The organism is Corallococcus interemptor, from assembly GCF_003668875.1.
Classification (GTDB): Bacteria; Myxococcota; Myxococcia; order Myxococcales; family Myxococcaceae; genus Corallococcus; species Corallococcus interemptor.
Genome location: NZ_RAWM01000019.1, coordinates 75,532 through 95,897 on the forward strand (window position 1 = coordinate 75,532; position 20,366 = coordinate 95,897).

At 70.9% G+C, this 20,366-nt stretch carries 23 protein-coding genes; 13 read left to right on the forward strand and 10 right to left on the reverse strand.

What is annotated here, in order from left to right; genetic code table 11:
- Positions 1 to 75 precede the first annotated feature (75 nt).
- Both D7X96_RS10090 and D7X96_RS10095 read left to right on the forward strand, forming a co-directional pair.
- A complete protein-coding gene (locus tag D7X96_RS10090) occupies positions 76 to 681 on the forward strand; it encodes a sigma-70 family RNA polymerase sigma factor (protein WP_120549765.1) in 606 nt (201 codons plus the stop codon).
- 129 nt (positions 682 to 810) lie between these two features.
- Positions 811 to 1,302, forward strand: a complete 492-nt coding sequence (locus tag D7X96_RS10095) for a hypothetical protein (protein ID WP_121724128.1) — start codon at positions 811 to 813, stop codon at positions 1,300 to 1,302.
- A 234-nt stretch (positions 1,303 to 1,536) separates the two neighbouring features.
- Here the strand turns inward: D7X96_RS10095 and D7X96_RS10100 are convergent, their stop codons facing one another.
- Complete coding sequence (locus D7X96_RS10100; protein ID WP_306437745.1) at positions 1,537 to 2,559, reverse strand: FadR/GntR family transcriptional regulator; 1,023 nt, start codon at positions 2,557 to 2,559, stop codon at positions 1,537 to 1,539.
- 208 nt (positions 2,560 to 2,767) lie between these two features.
- Between D7X96_RS10100 and D7X96_RS10105 the strand changes: the two genes are divergently transcribed.
- Positions 2,768 to 3,526: a hypothetical protein gene (locus D7X96_RS10105; protein WP_147468273.1), complete on the forward strand. Its 759-nt coding sequence runs from the start codon at positions 2,768 to 2,770 to the stop codon at positions 3,524 to 3,526.
- On the opposite strand, the gene D7X96_RS41430 is transcribed toward D7X96_RS10105, so the two are convergent.
- Both D7X96_RS41430 and D7X96_RS10115 read right to left on the reverse strand, forming a co-directional pair.
- Positions 3,411 to 3,908: a response regulator transcription factor gene (locus tag D7X96_RS41430; RefSeq protein WP_279637368.1), complete on the reverse strand. Its 498-nt coding sequence runs from the start codon at positions 3,906 to 3,908 to the stop codon at positions 3,411 to 3,413. The genes D7X96_RS10105 and D7X96_RS41430 overlap by 116 nt on opposite strands.
- A gap of 30 nt (positions 3,909 to 3,938) precedes the next feature.
- On the reverse strand, positions 3,939 to 4,280 hold the full coding sequence (locus D7X96_RS10115) for a hypothetical protein (protein ID WP_120549769.1): 342 nt from the start codon (positions 4,278 to 4,280) through the stop codon (positions 3,939 to 3,941).
- 113 nt (positions 4,281 to 4,393) lie between these two features.
- Here D7X96_RS10115 and D7X96_RS10120 point away from each other — a divergent pair, with 113 nt between their 5' ends.
- The 8 genes from D7X96_RS10120 (at position 4,394) to D7X96_RS10155 (ending at position 14,398) form a co-directional block, all read left to right on the forward strand.
- Positions 4,394 to 5,452: an alpha/beta fold hydrolase gene (locus tag D7X96_RS10120; protein ID WP_121769601.1), complete on the forward strand. Its 1,059-nt coding sequence runs from the start codon at positions 4,394 to 4,396 to the stop codon at positions 5,450 to 5,452.
- 13 nt (positions 5,453 to 5,465) lie between these two features.
- Positions 5,466 to 6,407 carry an acetoacetate decarboxylase family protein gene (locus D7X96_RS10125; RefSeq protein WP_120549771.1) on the forward strand — a complete coding sequence of 314 codons (942 nt, stop codon included), beginning with the start codon at positions 5,466 to 5,468 and terminating at the stop codon, positions 6,405 to 6,407.
- Positions 6,404 to 6,946 carry a DUF1772 domain-containing protein gene (locus D7X96_RS10130; protein ID WP_120549772.1) on the forward strand — a complete coding sequence of 181 codons (543 nt, stop codon included), beginning with the start codon at positions 6,404 to 6,406 and terminating at the stop codon, positions 6,944 to 6,946. Before D7X96_RS10125 ends, D7X96_RS10130 begins: the two co-directional genes overlap by 4 nt.
- The gene (locus D7X96_RS10135; protein ID WP_121769602.1) at positions 6,943 to 9,051 is read left to right on the forward strand and encodes a patatin-like phospholipase family protein; all 2,109 of its coding nucleotides are present in this window, start codon (positions 6,943 to 6,945) and stop codon (positions 9,049 to 9,051) included. The genes D7X96_RS10130 and D7X96_RS10135 overlap by 4 nt, the downstream gene beginning before the upstream one ends.
- Positions 9,035 to 10,813 (forward strand): GMC oxidoreductase, encoded by a 1,779-nt coding sequence (locus D7X96_RS10140; protein ID WP_121769603.1) that lies wholly within the window; start codon positions 9,035 to 9,037, stop codon positions 10,811 to 10,813. Before D7X96_RS10135 ends, D7X96_RS10140 begins: the two co-directional genes overlap by 17 nt.
- On the forward strand, positions 10,789 to 12,603 hold the full coding sequence (locus D7X96_RS10145) for a metallophosphoesterase (RefSeq protein WP_121769604.1): 1,815 nt from the start codon (positions 10,789 to 10,791) through the stop codon (positions 12,601 to 12,603). Before D7X96_RS10140 ends, D7X96_RS10145 begins: the two co-directional genes overlap by 25 nt.
- A 34-nt stretch (positions 12,604 to 12,637) precedes the next feature.
- Positions 12,638 to 13,327 carry a hypothetical protein gene (locus D7X96_RS10150; protein ID WP_120549776.1) on the forward strand — a complete coding sequence of 230 codons (690 nt, stop codon included), beginning with the start codon at positions 12,638 to 12,640 and terminating at the stop codon, positions 13,325 to 13,327.
- 105 nt (positions 13,328 to 13,432) lie between these two features.
- Positions 13,433 to 14,398 carry a hypothetical protein gene (locus D7X96_RS10155; protein ID WP_120549777.1) on the forward strand — a complete coding sequence of 322 codons (966 nt, stop codon included), beginning with the start codon at positions 13,433 to 13,435 and terminating at the stop codon, positions 14,396 to 14,398.
- Position 14,399: 1 nt separating this feature from the next.
- Here D7X96_RS10155 and D7X96_RS10160 read toward each other — a convergent pair whose 3' ends face one another.
- The 3 genes from D7X96_RS10160 to D7X96_RS10170 form a co-directional block, all read right to left on the reverse strand.
- On the reverse strand, positions 14,400 to 14,831 hold the full coding sequence (locus D7X96_RS10160; protein WP_120549778.1) for a hypothetical protein: 432 nt from the start codon (positions 14,829 to 14,831) through the stop codon (positions 14,400 to 14,402).
- A gap of 192 nt (positions 14,832 to 15,023) precedes the next feature.
- Complete coding sequence (locus D7X96_RS10165) at positions 15,024 to 16,412, reverse strand: sigma 54-interacting transcriptional regulator (protein WP_120549779.1); 1,389 nt, start codon at positions 16,410 to 16,412, stop codon at positions 15,024 to 15,026.
- Positions 16,413 to 16,515: 103 nt separating this feature from the next.
- Positions 16,516 to 16,710, reverse strand: coding sequence for a hypothetical protein (locus D7X96_RS10170; RefSeq protein WP_014397120.1), 195 nt, complete (start codon positions 16,708 to 16,710; stop codon positions 16,516 to 16,518).
- 252 nt (positions 16,711 to 16,962) lie between these two features.
- On the opposite strand from D7X96_RS10170, the gene D7X96_RS10175 reads away from it, so the two are divergent.
- Both D7X96_RS10175 and D7X96_RS10180 read left to right on the forward strand, forming a co-directional pair.
- Positions 16,963 to 17,238 carry a hypothetical protein gene (locus D7X96_RS10175; protein ID WP_043321624.1) on the forward strand — a complete coding sequence of 92 codons (276 nt, stop codon included), beginning with the start codon at positions 16,963 to 16,965 and terminating at the stop codon, positions 17,236 to 17,238.
- 57 nt (positions 17,239 to 17,295) lie between these two features.
- Positions 17,296 to 18,030: a PHP-associated domain-containing protein gene (locus D7X96_RS10180; protein ID WP_121725547.1), complete on the forward strand. Its 735-nt coding sequence runs from the start codon at positions 17,296 to 17,298 to the stop codon at positions 18,028 to 18,030.
- 4 nt (positions 18,031 to 18,034) lie between these two features.
- On the opposite strand, the gene D7X96_RS10185 is transcribed toward D7X96_RS10180, so the two are convergent.
- From D7X96_RS10185 to D7X96_RS10200, 4 genes are all read right to left on the reverse strand, one after another.
- Complete coding sequence (locus D7X96_RS10185; protein WP_121769606.1) at positions 18,035 to 18,784, reverse strand: hypothetical protein; 750 nt, start codon at positions 18,782 to 18,784, stop codon at positions 18,035 to 18,037.
- Positions 18,785 to 18,844: 60 nt separating this feature from the next.
- Positions 18,845 to 19,048 carry a hypothetical protein gene (locus tag D7X96_RS10190; RefSeq protein WP_014397115.1) on the reverse strand — a complete coding sequence of 68 codons (204 nt, stop codon included), beginning with the start codon at positions 19,046 to 19,048 and terminating at the stop codon, positions 18,845 to 18,847.
- A 66-nt stretch (positions 19,049 to 19,114) separates the two neighbouring features.
- The gene (locus tag D7X96_RS10195; protein ID WP_121725546.1) at positions 19,115 to 19,435 is read right to left on the reverse strand and encodes an FmdB family zinc ribbon protein; all 321 of its coding nucleotides are present in this window, start codon (positions 19,433 to 19,435) and stop codon (positions 19,115 to 19,117) included.
- 23 nt (positions 19,436 to 19,458) lie between these two features.
- A partial coding sequence (locus tag D7X96_RS10200) for a hypothetical protein (RefSeq protein WP_121769612.1) occupies positions 19,459 to 20,366 on the reverse strand: 908 nt, incomplete at its 5' end.

Sequence of the window (20,366 nt, forward strand, 5' to 3'; positions counted from 1 at the left end):
CCGAGGGACTGGGGGGATGGCCTCCGATAGTTGAAGCTGGGATCCGCCCCTCCGGTTGCGGTATCCGGGACGAACATGGCGCCCAAAGACTCCGCTGCTGAGCAAGCGAGTGACCTGTCGGCCGACCGCGACCTGCTGAGGCAGGTGGCGCTCGGCGGCGCGGCGGCCATGCGGGACGTCTACGCGCGGTGTTCCGCGCGCGCGTTCGCCATCGCGGTGCGGCTGCTGCCCACGCGCGCGGACGCGGAGGAGGTGCTGCAGGAGACCTTCCTGGAGGTGTGGCGGCGCGCGCGCGAGTTCGACCCGGAGCGGGGCGGAATGGAGACGTGGGTCACGACCATCGCGCGCACGCGGGCCATTGACCGGCTGCGTTCGCTGGGCACGGTGTCGCGGATGGTGGAGGGGGTGTCCCGGCAGCCGCCGCCGGTGAGCGCGACGCCGCCGTCGCCGGACGACGCCGCAGCCGCGGCGCAGGACCAGGCGCGGGTGCGCGCGGCGCTGGAGCAGCTGCCGCCGGAGCAGCGCGAGGTGGTGCTGCTCGGGTATTTCGACGGGCTGTCGCAGAGTGAGATCGCCCGGAAGACGGGCCAGCCGCTGGGCACGGTGAAGACGCGTGCCCGGCTGGCGTTGGAGAAGCTGGCGGTGCTGCTGGAGCCGAGCCCGGCGGGCACGTCCAGCTGAGTGCAGGACAGCGCCCCTGTTCCGAGGGGATGGGCGGTGGAGCAGGCCCAAGCCACGTCCTCCTTGCCGTCGTCGGGCGCGGCCCCAAACCTTGCGACTTGTTTGGCGAACCCGAGGGAGGGGGCGGACATGCGCAAGAGGCGGGAGACGGGGACGGCGTTGATGAACGCGCGGGAGATGCGGCTGGTGCTGGCCAGTGCGCCGCGCAACCTGATGGAGCTGTCCCGGCGCGAGCTGATGGGGATGGTGCGGCGCGCGCGAGGCCTGGTGGTCCAGTACGAGAAGCTGGCGCACCGGGTGATGGGCGGGCGCATGCACACGCGGCGCAAGGCCGCCCTGTTCCGCACGGCGCTGTCGAGCTTCGAGTCGCAGCTGCGGCGGATGGAGCTGGCGCCCGTGCGCAAGGCAAGGCCCGCGATGCGCAAGCGCCCGGCGGCGAAGAAGGTGATGCGGCCCGCGGCCCGCGCCACGCCGCCGCGCAAGAAGGCGGTGAGCGCGAAGAAGGCGACGCGGCCCGCGGGCTATGCGCGCCGGGGGCCCGTGAAGGCGCGAGCGCACAAGGCGAGACGCATGCCGGCGATGAAGGCACGGGCGCCCGCGCGCAGGGCCGCGACGCGGTAGTGGCTTTCGGGGGAGGGGAGGCCAGGTCGCGTCCAGCTCGTGGCCTGGCGAGGGGGAGGGGAGCTGGACCGTGTCCGCCCCACTTGGGGGCGGACGCGGTGGGGCTTGGCCTGAATCAACAGGCGGAAGGCCATTGCCCCATGAGCGCGAAGGCACGGCCCGGACCGCGATGTTCAAGGCCCTCAGCGCAAAGATCCGAGCCGCAGGAGGCGGCGCAAGCCATCGCATGTCGGGTCACGAATCAGGGGGACCCGGGCAGTGGGCGTTGGGCGGGCCAGAGGAGGCCAGTCCTTCAGCGACAGGCTCCATGAGAGGAGAGGGTGCAACCCCGCTCGCATCAGCGTCCCCATCCGTTGGAGCACGGAGGCCAAGGCCGCGCTCCTCCAAGTCGGAAGGTCCGTTCCTCACGGTGGCCAACGCGGGCGCGTCGATCACGTTCTCCTGGGCACCAGGGCCCGCCGGTGTCTCGTTCTGCTCCGTGATGAGCGCGGGGACGCCAGGAGGGGCTTCCTGGGCGAGTGAGGGTTCAGGAACCGCATGCTTCTGGGCGACAGGCGCGAAGGCATTCAGCACAAGGTCATCGTGTGCCTTCATCAGCGTCGGCAGTTCCTGCTGGATGGCCCGCGTGTCGCGATCATGCAGGGCATCCTTCGCGCAGTTCACCCACTGGCGCAGCGGCTCACCTCCCAGAAGAGGCAGCAACTGGGCCGCGCCGACCATGAAGGCCCGCTGCAGGGACTGCACGAGAAGCACATGCCCGGGCCGGTCCGCCACCCGGGCCGCCAGCCGCAGCAACTCGAACTCCAACTGGGCGCAGTAGGCCCCCGACTCCCAGCGCGCCGCGTCCCAGAGTCCGAAGCAGATGCTCCCCAGTTGGTCCAGGTCCCGCATGGAAGCCCGTGTGCAGCAGTCGGACAGCAGCTCCACCAGCACCTGCCGCCGGAGGCTGAAGTAGCCCTCCAGGAGCCACCGGGCCTCTGGAGAGCGCGTGTCATGCAGCGCCAGGCCCAGGTTCTCCAGGGTTAGCGACTCATCCAGCGGCACCGCGCGCGTCTTGCGTCCGGGCCGCTGCACCACCAGGCCCCGTGCCGCCAGCCGCCGCAGCGCTTCGCGCATGGTGCCCCGGCAGACGTCATAGTGACGCGCCAGCTTCGCCTCCGAGCCGAACTGCCCGCTCGGGTGAATCCGTCCCAGCGCGATGTCGCGCTCAATCTGCGCTTCCACGTACGCCACGAGCCCGCCGTGTCCCATCCCCATTCCCCTTCCTCGTCCCAGCATCGCCATCCAACCACAGGGGTCTGACATGGACGCGTGAGTCCCCCCTCCGGAGCCGGACGAAAAAAACCTGTCCGACTGTCGGACAGGTTTTTCGGCAACCGCCCCCGGGCGGCTGCCCATGGTCGTGGCGCGCCGCGGTCGCTGGATTTGCTGACGGCCCGCTGATGACTTGCGTAGATACCGGCTCATGCGGAAATCCTGGCCGTACGCAGTGGTGATGCTGCTGGTGCTCTTTGTCGTGCCCCGGCTGTTGCGCCACTTCGTCCCCGACCCACAGCTGGCGCAGATGCTGCTTCCCGTCTCCCTGTTCGTCCTGCTGGTGCCGACGGCTCTCTACTTTCTTCCTCGGTACCGCCGGAGCAAGAAGCTCACGGACGAGGGGCTTCAGTTGTTGTTGGAGGGGAGGGTGGCCGCTGCGCTCGAGCGCTTCGAGGCGTCGCGGCCCCTGGCGAAGGTCCAGGTCATTCCCACGTACAACATCGGCATCGCCCGGCTCCAACTCTGGCAACTGCCGGTGGCGAAGCAGGAGCTTGCGAGTCTGGAGGCGCGGAAGGATTTGACGCCGCAGTTTCGCGCTGTGCTGTCCGCGGCGCTCGCGCTCGTGGATGCGCTTGAAGGTCGGCTGGCACGGGTGGCACCCCGGCTGACCGAGGCGAAGTCGCGGGTGGACTTTCCCTTGGTGTTCGCACCGCTCGCTTCCGCGGTGGTGGAGTGCCGTGAGGGGCGTTGGGCCGAAGCCCGCACGCTGCTGTCCGATGCAGCGCTGGAAGATCTCAAGGGACCCCTGCTCGGACTCAAGAAGGTGCTGGAGGCCTGGTGCTTGGAGCAGCTCACGGGGGAGGAGAGGTCCGTGGACGCCATCGCTCTCTTCGGGGAGGCGTCACAGGATTCGCTCCAGGCCGCGTGGCCGGAGCTCGTGGACTACGTGGTGGAGCATTCGCGCTGAGCAGAAAGGACCTGTCAGTCTCCCCGGGTACCAGCCGGTAGCCCACGCCCCACACCGTCTCCACGCACTTCACCGGACCCAGCTTGCGCCGCAGCCGCGACACGTGGACGTCCAGCGTGCGCTCCGTGCCCTCGCGCTCCGGATCCAACACGTGCTCCACCAGCCACTGCCGCGTCACCGCCTCCCGCAGCCTGCGAGCCAGCGCCGCGAGCAGCTCGAACTCCACCCGCGTGAGCTCCACCGGCCGCCCCCGCACCTGCACCCGGACCTTGTCCAACGTGTCGTTGCGCGCGCCCAGGATGAGCACCGGGACCTCCGAGAAGATCCGCAGCGCCTTGAGCATGTCCAGGCCGTAGGTGCCCGGCAGCATCAGGTCCAACACCAGGCAATCCTTGCGCGGAAGCGCCGCGACTCAGGAGAAGCGCGCGCGGAAGGCGGCGAGCAGTGGACCCGCTGCCCGTCCGTCCGCCGGGGACTTCGGCCCGCCCTCGGGCAGGGTGGCGCCCAGTTCCTCCAGCGCGGGCTTCATGGACTCGTAGGCGTGGAGCGCGTCGGGCGCGTTGTCGAAGAAGCGCGGATGCGACAGCCAGCCGGAGATGCCGCACGTGACGACGTGGAAGGAGCGCGAGTCGTCCGCTTCGTAGGTGAGGCGCAAGAGGTCGCGGAAGCCCTCGTCCCGCACGATGGTGCCTCCCTGGCTGCCCATGCCCCCGAGCGTCGCGCCGCCCTCGTAGTCGCTCCAGTCCGTGCCCATGCCCCACGCATAGCACCCCATGGGCTGACGCGGACGCCGCGCCGTTGCCCGCGAAGCCGGGGTTGTCGCCTCCCACGCACCGCCCAACGTTTGCGGTGTGGGGGGACGTCGTCATGTCCGCGGAAACCATTCATGCGCCGCGCTACTCCGAGGAGCTCGTGCCCTTCCTCGCGGGCGACGGTCGCGCACTGCACCTGGTGCACCTGCGCGGCGTCGAGAAGGCGGACAAGGGGCCGGTGGTGCTGGTGCACGGGGCTGGCGTGCGCGGGAACATCTTCCGCGCGCCGGTGCGCCAGACCGTCGTGGATGCACTGATTGAAGACGGCTGGGACGTGTGGCTGGAGAACTGGCGCGCCAGCATGGACGTGGAGCCGGGCGAGTGGACCCTGGACCAGGCCGCCGTCATGGACCACCCGCCCGCCATCCGCACCGTGCGGGAGAAGACGGGGGCGGACAAGGTCAAGGCCATCATCCACTGCCAGGGCTCCACCAGCTTCACCATGGCCGCCGTGGCGGGGCTGCTGCCGGACGTGGACCTCATCCTCTCCAATGCCGTATCGCTGCACCCGGTGGTGCCCGCGACCGCGAAGGTGAAGCTGCACTACGCCGTGCCGCTGGTCGCGCAGTTGACGCCCTTCCTGGATCCGCAGTGGGCCTACGGCGGCCCCACGCGCACGGCCCGGATGCTGACGCGCGTGGTGCAGGCCACGCATCACGAGTGCGAGAACCTGGTCTGCCGCTGGACGAGCTTCACCTACGGCACGGGCTTCCCGGTGCTGTGGCGCCACGAAAACCTCAACGCCCAGACGCACGAATGGCTCCAGCACGAGTTCGGCCCGGTGCCCTTCAGCTTCTTCAAGCAGATGGACCAGTGCGTGCGCGCGGGCCACCTGGTGCCGGTGGAGGGCTTCCGCTCGCTGCCGGAGGACCTGGGCGAGCGCGAGCCCCAGACGGACGCGAGGTTCGTCCTCTTCGCGGGCGAGGAGAACCGCTGCTTCCTCGCGGAGAGCCAGCGCAGGAGCTTCGAACACCTGGAGCACTTCCACCCGGGCCGGCACGCGCTGCACGTGCTGCCGGGCTACGGCCACCTGGACGTCTTCATGGGCAAGCGCGCGTCCCAGGACGTCTTCCCCCTCATCCTCAAGGAGCTGGATCGCTCCACGCTCCACTGAAGAAAGGCCCGCCATGTTCCTGCCCCGACGCATCCAGCAACAGTCCGGCCGCTACTCGCGGGTGGACGGCATCCCGTACGCGCTGCCGGTGGACTCGAAGGGCGCCCCGGCCATGGTGGCCGCCTTCACGGTGGACGCCCGCCGCGCGGCCAGCCTGCTGCCCGGCAACGAACTGCACCCGCTGCGCATCTCGAGAGACAGGGCCGTGCTGCTCGTCTCCGTCATCGACTACAAGCGGACGGACATTGGCGCGTACATCGAGTTCAGCATCGCGCTCGCGTGCACGCACGGCGCCCGGCCCGCGCCGCCCATCCTTCCGGTGCTGTTCCAGAAGCGCTTCGGCCTGGGGCAGTACGTGGTGGACCTGCCGGTGAACACGGAGGTCTCCGTGAAGGGCGGCAAGGGCATCTGGGGCATGCCCAAGCACCTGGCCCGGCTGGACTTCCGGGTGGAGAACGGCTCCGTGAGCAGCCGGTACGAGGAGGGCGGCCAGCAGGCGGTGCGCGTGCGGATTGAGCGCCCGAAGCTCGCGTGGCTGCCCCTGCGGATGGCGGCGGTGAACTACTGCGCCTTCCGGGGGATGCTGATGAAGTCCACCATCTACTTCCGGGGCCGCTTCGGCTTCCGGTTGGGCAAGCGCGCGTGGGGCACGCTGGAGCTGGGGGACCATCCGCGCGTGCAGGTGCTGCGGGACCTGAGCATCTCCCCGCGCCCCTTCCTCACCGGGTTCTTCCCGTCATCCACCGGCGTGCTGGATGACCACTTCGAGGCGTGGTTCCTCAGCGAGCCCACGCTGCCCGTGCAGACGTATCCGGAGGGCCTGGACAGCGTGGTGGACCTGGGCCAGGACCAGACGCCCATGCCGCCGCCCGAATCGAACGGCGCGCCGGCGAGGGTGCTCCAGGCGGTGGCGCCGCCGCCGGACGTGCCGCCGCGCGAGGAAGCGCGGCCATGAAGCGAGGGGGGACGCTGGACCTGGTGAACGCGTGCCTGCTGTTCCTGTGCACCTCCATGTACCTGGGCACGGGCTGGTCGCTGATCCTCTTCTCGTTCCCCATCGCGCCCCAGCTCACGGTGAACAACTACTACCTGCAGTTCGTGCCGCAGGTGCAGGCTGCCACCCGGTTCTTCACGTACATGACGGCGGTGATGCTGCTGTCCTCCGGGGTGCTGGCGTGGCGCGAGCGCAAGACGGCCCTGCGCTGGTATCCGCTGGGCGCGCTGGTGGCGGTGGTGGTGGCCACGCTGCTCACGCGCATCTACATCTTCCCGTACAACGACGAGATGGCCGCCGGCATCACGTCACCGGAGCGGCTGACGGAGGTGCTGGGCGCGTGGATGCGGATGAACCGCATCCGCGTGGGGCTGTGGACGGTGCAGTGGCTGCTGACGCTGGGCTACTTCGTGCACCGGGTGCTGCGCGCGGAGCTGCCCGCGCGTGAGCGCTGGCGCATGGGGCTGTCCGCGCCTGGGCGCCGGGAGGCCCACGCATGAGCCCGGCCTCGTCGCGCTGGCTGGAGCGTCAGGCCCGCGTCAACGGACGCGCCTGGCGCTGGACGCTCGCGGCCATCGGGTGGATCACCCTGGCCACCGGCGCGGCGCAGATGCTCATGCCGGGGCTGGAGCTGCGGATCCTTCACGCGGATGCATCCCCCGCGCCCGCGCACTTCTTCCGCATCGTGGGCATGTTCATGGTGCTGTTCGGCGGCCTGCTCCTGCACGGCCTGCACGAGCCTCGCGCCAACCCGGCCGCCTTCCTGTGGACCGGCCTCCAGAAGGTGGGGGCCTGCGGCATGGTGGCCATTGGCGTGGCGCGCGGCCTGCTGTCGCCGCTGGCGCTGGCGGTGGCGGCGTTCGACGCGCTGTCCGCCGTGCTGGTGCTGGCATTCTACGCGTCGCTGCGCCAGCGCGAGCAGATCATCACCGTGCTCCGGCCCCGGGCGGAGGAGGCGTCCCCGGACGTCACCGCTCCTTCCGTCAGCGAGCTGCGCGTGGCGGACGCGACCGGGAGCGGCGCTCCTCCGAAGCCCCGGCGGACGATGGGGGAGGGCGCGGTCGTCGCGGCGGAGGCACCCCGGCGTTCGCTCGTGCTGGCGGGAGGCGGCATGCGCGTCGCGTGGCAGGCGGGCGTGCTGCGCGCGCTGACGGACGCGCGGCTGTCCTTCGCCCACGCGGATGGCACGTCCGGCGGCATCATCACCCTGGCGATGTGGATGTCCGGCCTGTCCCCCGCGCAGATGTGCGAGCGGTGGCGGACGCTGGACGTGAAGGACTTCGTGTCGCTGATGCCCGTGGACGACTACGCGCGGCCCTGGAGGCTCACCGCGCTGGGGGACGCGGACGGCATCATCCAGCGCGTCTTCCCGCACCTGGGCGTGAACGTGGAGGCCATCCGCGTGAACCGCGAGCGCTCCGGCACCTTCAACGTGTGCGACTTCGCCCTGAAGACGAACGTGGCCATCCCGCACACGGAGGTGGACCGTGACCAGTTGGTGGCCGGCATCTCCCTGCCGCTCTTCATGCCTCCGGTGGAGAAGGGCGGCCACCCGTATCTGGACTCGGTGTGGATCCAGGACGCCAACGTGATGGAGGCCGTGCACCGGGGGGCGGACGAGGTGTGGATCGTCTGGTGCATTGGCAACACGCCGCGCTACCAGGACGGCTTCTTCCACCAGTACGTCCACATGATTGAGTTGAGCGCGAACGGCGCGCTCTTCGCCCAGCTGGAGCAGGTGCGCGAGCTCAACGCGCGCATCCTCGCGGGCGAGCACGTGCCGGGACACGCGCGGCCCATCGCCGTGCACCTCATCAAACCCGAGCACCCGCTGCCCCTGGACCCGGACTTCTACGCGGGCCACGTCACCGCCGCGACGCTCATCGACCAGGGCTACTCGGACGCCTGCCGCTACCTGGCGGTGGCGGATGCCCAGGGCCTGCCCCTCACCCCGGAGATCACCCAGATGACTGAACCCGCCTATGACCTGACCTTCCGCGAGACCATGGCCGGACCGCTCGCGATGGGCACCACCGACCCCGAGGCGGGCGCCCACGACGGGCGCTCCACGCCCTTCACCATGCACTGCACCATCACCATCGACGACATGGATGCGTTCATCCGCGATCCGGATCACGCGGCCCGGCTGGTGGCGCACGTGCAATACAAGCCGCTGGGCTGGGACCTGCCCGTGCGCGAGGGGAGCTTCAACCTCTTCCGCGCCACGGATGATCCGCGCACGAAGATCATGACCTACGGCCTGCGCTTCCAGGCGAACGGCCAGGACTACTTCCTGGACGGCACGAAGACGCTGCGCGACGACCCGGGCCCGGACCTCTGGCGCGACACCACGCGGCTCTACAGCTACCTGCACCAGGGCGTGGACGCGCGAGGCCCCGTGGTGGGCGCGGGCGTCCTGGTGCTGGGCATGCGGGAGCTGTTGCACCTGGTGGCCAGCATGCACTCGTCGCGCGGGGGCGTGGAGGGCGCGGAGGTGGTGGCCCGCTTCGGCCGCCTGTTCCTGGGGGCGCTCTGGGATCTCTACGCGCCGGAGGCGCCGGTGCACGAGCGCGAAGGGGAGGCCGCGCATGGCCACGAGGGATGAGCACTTCGACGTCGTCATCGTGGGCTCGGGCTTCGGCGGTTCCGTGATGGCGTGGCGGCTGGCGGACGCGGGCCTGCGCGTGTGCGTGCTGGAGCGGGGCAAGGTCTATCCGCCGGGCTCCTTTCCGCGCAGCCCGCACGACATGCGCCGCAACTTCTGGGACCCGCGCAGGGGCCTGCACGGCATGTTCAACCTCTGGTCCTTCCAGGGGCTGGGGGGCGTGGTGTCCGCGGGGCTGGGCGGTGGTTCGCTCATCTACGCGAACGTGCTGTTGCGCAAGGACGAGAAGACCTTCATCCACCAGGACCTGCGCCACGGCGGCTACGAGGACTGGCCCGTCACCCGCGCGGACCTGGAGCCGCACTACGACGAGGTGGAGCGGATGATGCGCGTGCAGCGCTATCCGATGGAGCACCCACCCTATTCGTCCACCGCGAAGACGCTGGCCATGAAGATCGCGGCCGAGCGCCTGGGCCGCGCGGGCGACTGGCAGCTGCCACCGCTGGCCGTGACGTTCGGCAACCCCGGCGAGGTGCCCGTCCCGGGCGAGCCCATCCGGGAGGAGCATCCCAACCTCCACGGCCGCACGCGCACCACGTGTCATCTCTGCGGTGAGTGCGACATCGGTTGCAACACGGGCAGCAAGAACACGCTCGACTACACGTACCTGTCCGCGGCGAAGCGCGCGGGGGCGGAGCTGCGCACGCGCGCGGAGGTGACGGAGCTGTGGCCCGCGGAGGGCGGCGGCTACGTGGTGCGGTACCTGGACCATACGGACACGCCGGAGGACGTGCCTCGCGAGGGCCCCCAGTCCATGCTGCCGCGCAGCACCGTGACGGCGGACCGGCTGGTGCTGGCGGCGGGCACGTTCGGCTCCACGTTCCTGCTCCTGAAGAACCAGCGGAACTTCCCCGGGCTGAGCGACAAGCTGGGCACGCGCTTCTGCGGCAACGGAGACCTGCTGGGCTTCATGCGCCAGTGCCGCGATTCGAGCACCGGCAAGCAGCTGCCGCGCATCCTGGAGGGAGGGCACGGGCCGGTCATCACCAGCGCGCTGCACTTCCGCGGCCAGGAGGAGGGCGGCGCGGGCCGGGGCTACTACATCGAGGACGCGGGCTACCCGGAGTTCGTCAACTGGCTCTACGAGGGCGCGCACCAGGTGCCGCTGGTGGAGCGCGGCCTGAAGCTGGCGTGGCGGCTCCTCCGGGGCTGGACGGGACGCACGCATGACTCGGACGTGGGCGAGGAGATCGCCGAGTTGCTGGGTGACTGCCTGGGCTCCGCGACGTCGTTGCCGCTCCTGGGCATGGGGCGGGACATCCCCAACGGCCGCATGCGGCTGACGGATGACGGGATGCTGGCCGTCGACTGGCGCATGGCCAGCTCGCGCGAGTACTTCGAGGAGGTGCGCCAGTCGATGGCGGACATCGCGAAGACGCTGGAGGGGAAGCTGATGCAGAACCCGCTCAGCTACCTGAGCCGGGGCATCACCGTGCACCCGCTGGGCGGCTGTCCCATGGGCCGCGGGCCACAGGAGGGCGTGGTGGACGCGACGGGGGAGGCCTTTGGCCATCCGGGGCTGTACGTGGCCGACGGGTCGATGATGCCGGGCCCCGTCGGACCCAACCCGAGCCTCACCATCGCCGCGCTCGCTGACCGGTTCGCGGACGCGCTCATTGATTCGTACCGCCGGGGCTCGCGAGGACGTTCGTGGCGGCAGCCAACGGAGGAGGGGCCATGGCCGTCCGCGCCTCCGGCGTGAGCCACCTTCCCGGCCGGCGCGTCGAACCCGCGCCGGCGCCGGAGACGCCTCCGGGTCGGAAGATGGTCTCGTGGTTCGACCCGGCCGTGCTCGCGAAGTCGGGCATGAAGGTGCTGCTGTCGGGGACGTTCGGGAAGCAGGCGGACCGGCGGCTCCTGGACGCGGTGGCCCGGCCGCAGCCGCTGTGCTTCGACTACTCGGTGGATGACACCGGTCATCCGCGCGACGAGCTCTGGCTGGACTACGTGTCGGACCTGGGCGACGGCTGGGACTCCACCTACGCGGTGGCGTCCGCGGTGATGGCGCCGGAGCTGACGCTGGCGGATGAAGCCGGCGGGACGCACGTCACGCGGGGCGGCGACGTGCTCGTGTTCGGCGGGGACGAGGTGTACCCGACCGCGAGCGTGGACGAGTACCAGGCGCGCACGGTGGTGCCTTACGAGGACGCGCTGAACAAGCGGCGGCACCGGCCGCACCTGTTCGCGGTGCCGGGCAACCATGACTGGTACGACGGGCTGGTGTCCTTCACGCGCCTGTTCTGCCAGGGCCGGCGCTCCAACGGCTGGCGCACGCAGCAAAAGCGCAGCTACTTCGCGCTGAGGCTGCCGCACGGCTGGTGGCTGCTGGGCACGGACATGCAGCTGGAGTCCGACCTGGACGCGCCGCAGGTGGAGTTCTTCCAGAAGGTGGCCGCCCAGATGCGCGGCACGGATCGCATCATCCTGTGCAACGCGGAGCCGGCGTGGGTGAAGCAGCAGGTGATGCCTCGCGCGGGGCGCGGCTTCCTGGACCACAACATCGACTTCCTGGAGCAGCGGGTGCTGGGCAAGAAGGTGAGCGTCTTCCTCGCGGGGGACCTGCACCACTACCGCCGGCATGAGAACGCGGAAGGGCGGCAGAAGATCATCGCGGGTGGGGGAGGGGCCTTCCTGCATCCCACGCACCTGCCCAAGGTGGATCAGCGGCCGGGCGGCTTCGTGCAGAAGGCGAGCTACCCGCCCCAGCGCACGTCGCAGTGGCTCACCTGGCGCAACCTGGCCTTCACCGCCATCAACCCGTGGTTCGGCGTGTTCATGGGCGCCGTCTACACGCTGCTGGGGTGGGGCGTGGCCGCGAACCTCAACGAGGGGGCGGTGGGAGCGCCTTCCTTCCGGGAGGTCATCAACGCGGCGTTGCAGAGCACGGGCTCGCTGGTGCTGGGCGCCGGGGTGGTGCTGGGCACGATCGGCTTCGCGGACGGCCGGCGAGGCCCGCTCTGGCGGAAGACCGCGGGCGTGCTCCATGGGCTGGCGCATCTGGCCGTGGCGCTGTTGATCACCTGGGGCGTGTCCGCTGTCGCCGCGCCCCTGGCAACGGAGCTTCAGTGGAGTCTGCGGAGGGACCTGCTCAGCGGGCTGCTGCTCTTCGGGGGAGGCGCGCTGGTGGGGCCGTTGGTGGTGGGCGTGTACCTGCTGCTGTCGCTCAACGTGTTCTCCTGTCACCCCAACGAGGCGTTCTCGGCGCTGTCGATCCCGGACTGGAAGAACTTCCTCCGGCTCCACTTCGACGCGGACGGCCAGCTCACGGTGTACCCGGTGGGGTTCCGGCGCGTGCCCCGGCGGTGGAAGCGGGGGCGCACTCCCGAGGACCCGGTGTGGGTGCCGGACCCGGCGGACACGCGGGCGACACCGCCCCGCCTCATCGAGCCGCCCATCGTCATCGGCCGGACGAAGGCGCTTCCAGTTCCCACCGGTCCACCTGGACCCATGGGCGTGATGGTGGACGAACAGCTACCCGACGGAGCGGTTTGAGCGGGGCGGGCCAACGTCCTACGCTGCGTCCCCTATGAAGGCGATGCTCCTCTCCCTGCTCTTCCTCGGCGCCGCGCCGTCCGGCCCCGCGCCGTCGTCCCTGCCTCCTGAAGCGCTGGGGGCACCTCCGCTCGTGGACGCGTCTCCCACCGCGTGGTCGTGCACCATCGACACGCTCCGCGCGGGCAAGGAGTGCGTGTTCGAAGCGGAGGTTCCTCCAGGCAAGGGCGCGAGCGCCGACCAGGAGAACGCCAACATCAAGATCCTGAAGGACGCCTCGCGCGCCCTGTGCTCGGAGGCCGTGAGCAACGCGCGCGACGGCGTGCCGGACCCCAAGCTCGTCGCCGTCTGCGAGCGCAAGTACGCGGACGTCGTGGGCCGCTGCGGCATCGAGGGCAACGTGCCGGTGGTGGACGCCAAGGGCCGCTTCGCCCCCGCGGCCCGCGCCTGCTACCGCGCGCTGTCCTCCGTGCTCCAGGACGTGCAGCTGATGGCCTCCGTGGCCTCCACCTGCTGTGAGTGCGCCGCGCGCAGCCAGTGCCCCGGCAACGGCGAGAGCTGCTACGCCGCCGTGTCGCGCCAGCAGGCCGGGCCCACCACGCTCGCGTGCATGGACGAGCGCTGCCACGACGCGTGCTCCATGATGCTGCCCTCGTCCGCGTCCCTTCCGCGCCAGGCGCCGTCGCGTGGAAGCCCGCAGCGCACCGACTCCGCCGCGCTGTAGCGCGCCCGCCAGTCCGTTCGTCGCCCTTCACGGTTCCGCGCGGCAGCCTCGCACGGAGCCTTCGCAATCCCGGCCCCGCCGCCGCACTTCAAGGAGCCCCGCGCCATGACCCGCCTTCCGATGCTGACCCTCCTGGGGACGCTCGCCACCGGCTGCGCCGCCTCTCACTCCCACGTCGCGCTGGAGGACCGCCCGCTCACGGACGCGCCCCCGCCGCGCACGCCGGCCCCCACGCCCCGGCAATCCGTGGCCGCCGAGCAGCCGCCCGCGTCGCCGCATGACGCCCGCGCGTTCCTCGCCCGCTACCCCACGCCCGCTGCCTGCGAGGCCGCCGCCCGCAGGCTCCAGGCCACCAACCGCGACGACGCCTGGCTGGCCCTGAAGGTCTGCGCCGAGGCCCCCGGCTTCACCCAGCTGGGCGCCGTGCTGGGCAGCGCGTGGACGGAGGATCTGCGCGTGCGCCCGGACGCCGCCAACCTCATCGCCCGCGTGGTGGCCCAGCGCGGCGGCAGCGTGGACGGCGAGCTGCGCCTGCTGCACGCGCGCAAGGTGCCCATCTTCTCGCTCGCGTCCGCCATCGCCCAGCCGGACACCTACCGCGGCCGCTACGTGCTGTTGCGCGCGCAGGTGGCGGACCAGCGCTCGGAAGGGGAGCGCCCCACGCTGTGGCTGGTGGAGCAGGGCCTGCAGTCCGTGGCCTCCCGCCGCGAGGTCGGCGTCGCCTACAACACCGACACCGCGATGGAGTCCTCCGGGGACCTGGGCGGACGCACGGCGCTCACGGGAGAGGGCCGCGTGGGCGGCTCCATCTTCACCCGCGAGAGCACCACCCAGTCCGCCTCCGAGCGCACCTACGACAACATCTCCGACGAGACGGGCCGCGAGGCCCTGGGGCGGCTGGCCGCGCCGGATCCGTTCCTGGAGACCCGCCGCGACTACGTCATCCTCGCGCGCTTCGACGGCCTGCGCGTCACCTCCGGCATGACGAACGACGACGAGGACGAGGGTCCGAAGATCCCCGTGCTCACCATCGTCAGCTACCACCTGCCGCAGGCGCTCGCCGTCTACTGAATCAGCGCTTCACCGGGGCCGCCGTCGCCGCCGCCGTCAGGTCGCGCGACGGCGTGCCGGAGTAGATCTCCACGTCGGTGGCCACCCACGTTCCCAGCCGCTCGCCGTAGGTCGTGTGCACCAGCACGCCCGGCTGCAGCTGGGCGCGGGCCACGCGCTTGCCGTCGCGCAGGATGCGCGTGGACGGCGCCACCACGAACGGGCGCTCCACGCCGTCGTCGTCGCGCACCGTGAAGCCCCGGGTGCCTGAAATGGTCACCGCGCCGTAGAAGTCCGGAACGTCCTGGGCCACCGCCTCGCCCACGCTCCCGCTTCCTCCGGTGCCTTCGTCCGTGGGCACCTGCGCCGCGGGCTGGAACACCGCGAAGCGCGGCACCATGCCGCTCTCGGAGACAGCCCCGTCCCGCGACTGGCACGCACTGGTGACCAGCACGAGCCCCCCAACCAGAACTCCGGCAAACAGCCGCCTCCCCCATCCCTGGCGCATGGCACCCACCTCGCGAGCGTTGGTGCTCCCAAGATGGGGAGGAAAGCCGGGCCGACAACCACCCCCGGCAGACAGGTCCACGCCAGTGTCACCCGGCCCACGAGGGCCATGACTCCGGGTGGGGGCAGGGGACCGCTGTCAGTCCGGACCGGTCACCAGGCCGTGCTTGCGCAGCAGCTTTCGCAGGTAGACGCGGTCGATGCCCGCCTCGCGCGAGGCCTTGGAGACGTTGCCGCCGCACCGCTCCAGGAGCGTGCGAAGGTAGTCGCGCTCGAAGCCTTCGATGAGGCGCTCCTTCGCTTCCTTGAAGGGCAGCTCCAGCGCCAGCGGCACCGTGTCCTCCGGGCTCAGCTCCGGCGACAGCCGGGGGCGCGCGGGCGGGGTGTCCGGCAGGTCCGGCAGCGCGGACTCGCCCAGGCTCACCACCCGGTCCACCACGTTGCGCAATTCGCGCACGTTGCCCGGCCACGGGTACTGGGCGAGCAGGGCGCGCGTCTGGTCCGATAGCGCACTCGGCGGCTTGCCCATGCGCTCCAGCACGGTGTCGATGAGCAGCGGGATGTCCTCCGGCCGCTCGCGCAGGGGCGGCAGCGCCACGCGCAGCACCGCGAGCCGGTGGAACAGGTCGCCCCGGAAGCGGTTCGTCTTCACCGCGCCCTCCAGGTCCTGGTGCGTGGCCGCCACCACCCGCACGTTCACCGAGCGGTAGTCGTTGGCGCCCACCCGCTTCACCTGCCGGCGCTCCAGCGCGCGAAGCAGCCGGGGCTGCACCTCCAGGGGCAGCTCGCCCACCTCGTCCAGGAAGAGGGTGCCCCCGTGCGCGCGCTCGAAGGCACCCGCGCGGTCCGCCTGCGCGCCGGTGAAGGCCCCCTTCACGTGGCCGAACAGCTCCGACTCCAACAGCTGCGGCGCCACGCCCGCCAGGTCCACGATGACGAAGGGCCCCTTGGAGCGCCCGCCGTGCGTGTGCAGCCCTTCCGCGCACAGCTCCTTGCCGGTGCCCGTCTCGCCCTGGATGAGCACGTCGGACTCGCCCTGGGCCACGCGCTCCAGCAGGGTGAACACTTCGCGCATCCGGCGGCTCTGGCCCACCAGGTTGCCGAACCGTTCGCGGTTGGACAGGGGCAGGGCGTGCGCCTTCTCCGACTCCGGGACGAGCTTCAGCTCCGTGGTGCCCAGCGTGAGCACCGCGCCGGGGCGCACCTCCAGGGTGGTGAAGCGCATGCCCTCGCAGAACGAGCCGTTGCGCGAGCCCACGTCCACCGCCTGGATGCTGTCCTCGCGCACGTCCAGCAAGAGGTGGCTGCGAGAGACGGCCCGGTCCGCGAGCACCACGTCGGAGCTTGCGTCCGCGCCCACCCGGTAGCGTCCGGGCGCCAAGGGGTAGCTCTGTCCCGCGTCCGGGCCGTTCAGCACCACCAGCCGCACCCGCACGCGCGCCGAGCGCATCGCCGGCAGGGCGTCCGTGCGCAGCTGCCGGTCTTCCTCCCCGCTGTCGTCCCCGAAGCGCGCCACGGCGCGGACCATAACATAGGGAAACGGAAAGGCCCGGCCTCCCCGCACGCGCCGGAAGAGGCGCGTGTCCGGAAGAGGTCGGGCCCGGATGGAAAGCCAGGGAAGGGCGCCGCGGTCAGGCCGGCGGCTTCGCGTGCTTGTAGAAGAGCACCAGCGTGTAGCAGTGGAACTCGTTGTCGGATGACTGGCACACGACCCGGTCCACGATCTCCAGGTCCGCGTTGCTCTTGATCCAGCGGGTGACGTTCTCACCCAACTCTTCCCGCTCCTTGGCCTTCGTCGCGGAGAAGACCTTCACGCCCGTGAACATCGCCTGCCACTCCTTGTGCGGTGGTGAGAAAAGGCTTGACCGGGGTTTATCGCACACGCCCTTTCAGGGTGTCAAAAATGCTGCGGTCCAAAAGTTGTGATCCACGAGGGAGCGGGGGAGCGGGGCGCAGGTGGGGGTTTGCAGGCCTTGCGGCATGCATAGGTTCACCCGGTCGCACCCGGTTCTTCGATTGGGGCGGGGGCTCGGGCCATTTCCGGCACCGGGGCATGGGCGGAAAAAGGGGGCAGGACCGTGGACATGAAGACGAAGAAGGACCTGGCGGTCGATTTCATCAACACCATCCGCACCATGGAGCCGAGTGCGCTCAACGCCCTCATCGTGAAGGAAGCGGGCGAGGAGCTGGCGCAGTTCTTCCTGAACTACAGCGCCAACCTCATCTCCAAGGATCCGTCGCGGGTGCTGGAGAACACGTCCTCGCTGATGCTGATGGGCTACCTCATCCGCACGTACGAGGAGAAGAACAGCCAGGCCAAGCAGGGCAACTTCCAGTCCTACGCGTACGCCTGAGGGGCGGTGCGCGCGGGCTCGACAGGCCCCGGGAGGCCTGTTAGGCACGCGTCGCCCATGCTCATCGACCTACACGCCCATTCCCATCTGTCCAAAGGGTGCGACCTGGAGCCGCGCGCCGTGCTGGAGCGGGCGGCGATGTTCGGCCTGGACGCGGTGGCGTTCACCGAAACCAACACCCAGGACGGCTGCGACGAACTCTTCGAGATCGGCGCCAGGTCCAAGGTGAAGGTCTTCGTGGGCCTGGAGCTCGTCACGGACCGGGGCCAGTACCTGTGCTTCTTCCCGAAGCCGGAGCTGGCGCCGGAGCCCGTGCAGATGTGGGGCAGCAACCGGGAGAAGCCCTGGAGCGCGGCCGAGTGCCTGCCCAAGGTGAAGGCGCTGGGCGCCGCCATCGTCGCGGCCCGCCCCTTCGACCGCGACGTGCCCAACCCCGCCATGGACTACGTGCGCTCGCTGTCCGGCGTGCTGTGCGCGGTGGAGGGCTACAACGCCAAGGTGAAGCAGACGGCCAACGACCTGGCCGTGGAGGCCGCCGAAGTCCTCAAGCTGCCCTGCGTGGGCGGCAGCGACGCGCGCGGCTCGCTGGACGAGATGGGCCGCGGCGCCACCTTCTTCAAGCGCGACGTGCTCACCCAGGCCCAGCTGGTGGAAGAGCTGCTCAAGGGCGACTACTGGCCGGTGATGGCCGGTGAGCTGCCCCGCCTCACCCGGCCGGGCGAGGCGCAGGCCCAGCGCAAGGGCGGTGGCGGCGGCGGCAAGAAGCAGCACCGCCGCGGCGGCCGGCGCTAAGGCCTCAAGGCAGGACGGACCTGCCCGCCTCCTCCGCGCGCACCAGCCGTCCGTCGGTGAGGAACACCTTGCGGCGCTCGCCGGTGTAGCGCCACTCCTCGTTCTTCGCGGTGCCCTCCAGCGTGCGGCGGATGGACTCCGGAGGGCCCCAGGCCATGCGCACTGCGTCCGCGGGCATGTCCGCCACCAGCGTCTTCGTGCGCACGGCCTCCTTCACCGCCGCGCTGAAGCCGTTGAGCTGCGGCGTGAGCGGGTGGGGGGACAGGGTGTTCTCCATCTCCGCGCGGAACGCGTCCGGCCGGTCCAGATTCGGCGGCAGCACCAGCACCACCTGCTCGCCCGCGGGTGCGCCCTCCACCGTCACGTACACCCAGGGCCAGGTGCGCGGGGAGTAGAGGACGCGCTCGGTGACGACCCACGCGGTGGGGAACTCCACCTTCGTGATCCGCACGCGCGAGCCGGCGGGGAGGGTGGCCTGGATGGGGCCGGGGTTGATGGGCTTGCCCTGGGTGTCGTCCACCAGCCGCACGTCCTCGGGCGGGTAGGGCGTGAGCAGCCGCTTGGACGCGTCCCCGAAGAAGGGCGTCAGGTAGGCGGAGACGCGCAGGTACTGCTCCGCGTCCGGGCCGCTGAGGCTCTGGTTCAGCGAGGCGCGGTCCTCGGGGGACATGCGGGTGGCGGACGCGCAGCCGGCGGCGACGGCCAGGAGCGGCACCAGGAACAGGGACGACAGCGAGCGGAAGGGACGCGGCATGGCACCTGGAGGCGCGCGGGATGGGACGGGCGCGCGCACTTTTCCGGGTGTCTGCTTAGCCTAGCGGATGGCCTGCGTCAGCGCTGGCGTGTCCGACGCCGCGAGCTTGCCGTTGCGGCAGCCGCGCTGCGGAGGACACACCGGGCCGCGGCCATGCGGGTCCGCGACCAGGAGGAACCGCCCCTGCCCCCGCGCATCCGTCAGCTCCGGATGGCCGCACAGCGCGCAGTGGCGGGGGGGACGCTTCGAGGGTGGAAAGGGCACGCGGCAAGTCTGCGGCCTCCCCGCGCCCCCAGCGAATTTTCAGCCAGGGGCGATTCGAGGCCCGCGCTACGGCTTGTCGCCGGAAGCGGTGCTTGGCGCGGCCGCGGGAGCGCTGGCGGCTGGCGTGCTGCTCGACGAAGCCGCCGTCGAGGACGAAGACGACGAGGAAGACGACGAACCGCCGCCTCCGCCGTCCTTCTTCGTGGAGCCGTACAGGTCCGAGTACCAGCCGCCACCCTTGAGGTGGAAGCTGGAGCGGCTGACCTGCTTGCTCAGCGTGTTCTGGGCGCCGCACGCGGTGCAGGCGGGGGGCGTCGGGTCGGACATCTTCTGCAGGACGTCGATGGTCTTTCCACAGGCCGAGCAGCCGTACTCGTAGATGGGCATGGGGTGGGTACCTCGTCGGTGAGTCAGTGCGAAGGGGATTGGGCCTGGGCGGACAGCTGCTTGCGCAGGCCTTCGGTCAGGTTCAGGCGCTCGAAGGCGCGGGTCACGAGCTCCGCGGGCGCGCCGTGCTTGCGACCCACGACGTTGGCCAGCGAGTGGAGATCCGTGGCGTCCGGCAGGGCGTCCTTCGCCAGCCGCTCCAGCTCCTTGCGGAGCGCGTCCGCGAAGCGCTTCTGGATGCCCAGGTCCACCAGGTACTTGTCCCGGCCGAGCAGATCCAGCCGGTGGGTGAGGTGGCTCGTCGCCAGCACCTCGTTGCGGAAGCGCTCGCGCAGGGCCTCCACCTCCTCCTCCATCGCGAGCGCGTGCGTCAGCCGCTGCAGCTCGCTGGGGGACAGGCCCAGCGCCCAGGCCACGCGGCCGGTGGCGCCGCGCTGGGAGGCGACGGCGGTGCGGAGGTTCTCGCGCTCGCGCGCCTCCAGCGTCTCCATGATGCCGTGCTGGCGCAGCACGTTCTCCATGTCCACCTGGGTCAGCTCGCCGCGCGGGCCGTTGTAGCGGTGCTCCAGCGTGCGCAAGAGCGCGTAGCGGTGCTCCGAGGCCTGGATGGCGGCCTCCAGCGTCTCCTTGCCCTCCGCGCGCGTCAGTTCAAAGAACGACAGTCGCTGGGCCTCCACGCGGGTGAAGCGGCCGCGGGGGCGGGGCAGCTCGCGCTTGAGGAAGCGCGGGGGCTCCTCCTCCGCCGGGGGCTGCTGCGCGGCCGGGGCGGCCTGGGCGGTGTCCCCGTCCTCGGTGTCGGTGGCGCGCTTCTTGGGCGCGATGCGCTCCTGGACGGCGGCGGCCTCCGCCTTGGCGCTCTTGCGGCGGCCCGTCTTGGCGTCCGTCTCCTCGGTGGGCGAGGAGGGGAGGGCGAACACGGGCGTCGTGGGAG

Bases quoted from the DNA above. Each gene is read 5' to 3' on its own strand.
- D7X96_RS10090 (WP_120549765.1), top strand. From the start codon at position 76: ATGGCGCCCAAAGACTCCGCTGCTGAGCAAGCGAGTGACCTGTCGGCC.
- D7X96_RS10095 (WP_121724128.1), top strand. From the start codon at position 811: ATGCGCAAGAGGCGGGAGACGGGGACGGCGTTGATGAACGCGCGGGAG.
- D7X96_RS10100 (WP_306437745.1), bottom strand. From the start codon at position 2,559: ATGGGGATGGGACACGGCGGGCTCGTGGCGTACGTGGAAGCGCAGATT.
- D7X96_RS10105 (WP_147468273.1), top strand. From the start codon at position 2,768: ATGCGGAAATCCTGGCCGTACGCAGTGGTGATGCTGCTGGTGCTCTTT.
- D7X96_RS10115 (WP_120549769.1), bottom strand. From the start codon at position 4,280: ATGGGCACGGACTGGAGCGACTACGAGGGCGGCGCGACGCTCGGGGGC.
- D7X96_RS10120 (WP_121769601.1), top strand. From the start codon at position 4,394: ATGTCCGCGGAAACCATTCATGCGCCGCGCTACTCCGAGGAGCTCGTG.
- D7X96_RS10125 (WP_120549771.1), top strand. From the start codon at position 5,466: ATGTTCCTGCCCCGACGCATCCAGCAACAGTCCGGCCGCTACTCGCGG.
- D7X96_RS10130 (WP_120549772.1), top strand. From the start codon at position 6,404: ATGAAGCGAGGGGGGACGCTGGACCTGGTGAACGCGTGCCTGCTGTTC.
- D7X96_RS10135 (WP_121769602.1), top strand. From the start codon at position 6,943: ATGAGCCCGGCCTCGTCGCGCTGGCTGGAGCGTCAGGCCCGCGTCAAC.
- D7X96_RS10140 (WP_121769603.1), top strand. From the start codon at position 9,035: ATGGCCACGAGGGATGAGCACTTCGACGTCGTCATCGTGGGCTCGGGC.
- D7X96_RS10145 (WP_121769604.1), top strand. From the start codon at position 10,789: ATGGCCGTCCGCGCCTCCGGCGTGAGCCACCTTCCCGGCCGGCGCGTC.
- D7X96_RS10150 (WP_120549776.1), top strand. From the start codon at position 12,638: ATGAAGGCGATGCTCCTCTCCCTGCTCTTCCTCGGCGCCGCGCCGTCC.
- D7X96_RS10155 (WP_120549777.1), top strand. From the start codon at position 13,433: ATGACCCGCCTTCCGATGCTGACCCTCCTGGGGACGCTCGCCACCGGC.
- D7X96_RS10165 (WP_120549779.1), bottom strand. From the start codon at position 16,412: ATGGTCCGCGCCGTGGCGCGCTTCGGGGACGACAGCGGGGAGGAAGAC.
- D7X96_RS10170 (WP_014397120.1), bottom strand. From the start codon at position 16,710: ATGTTCACGGGCGTGAAGGTCTTCTCCGCGACGAAGGCCAAGGAGCGG.
- D7X96_RS10180 (WP_121725547.1), top strand. From the start codon at position 17,296: ATGCTCATCGACCTACACGCCCATTCCCATCTGTCCAAAGGGTGCGAC.
- D7X96_RS10185 (WP_121769606.1), bottom strand. From the start codon at position 18,784: ATGCCGCGTCCCTTCCGCTCGCTGTCGTCCCTGTTCCTGGTGCCGCTC.
- D7X96_RS10195 (WP_121725546.1), bottom strand. From the start codon at position 19,435: ATGCCCATCTACGAGTACGGCTGCTCGGCCTGTGGAAAGACCATCGAC.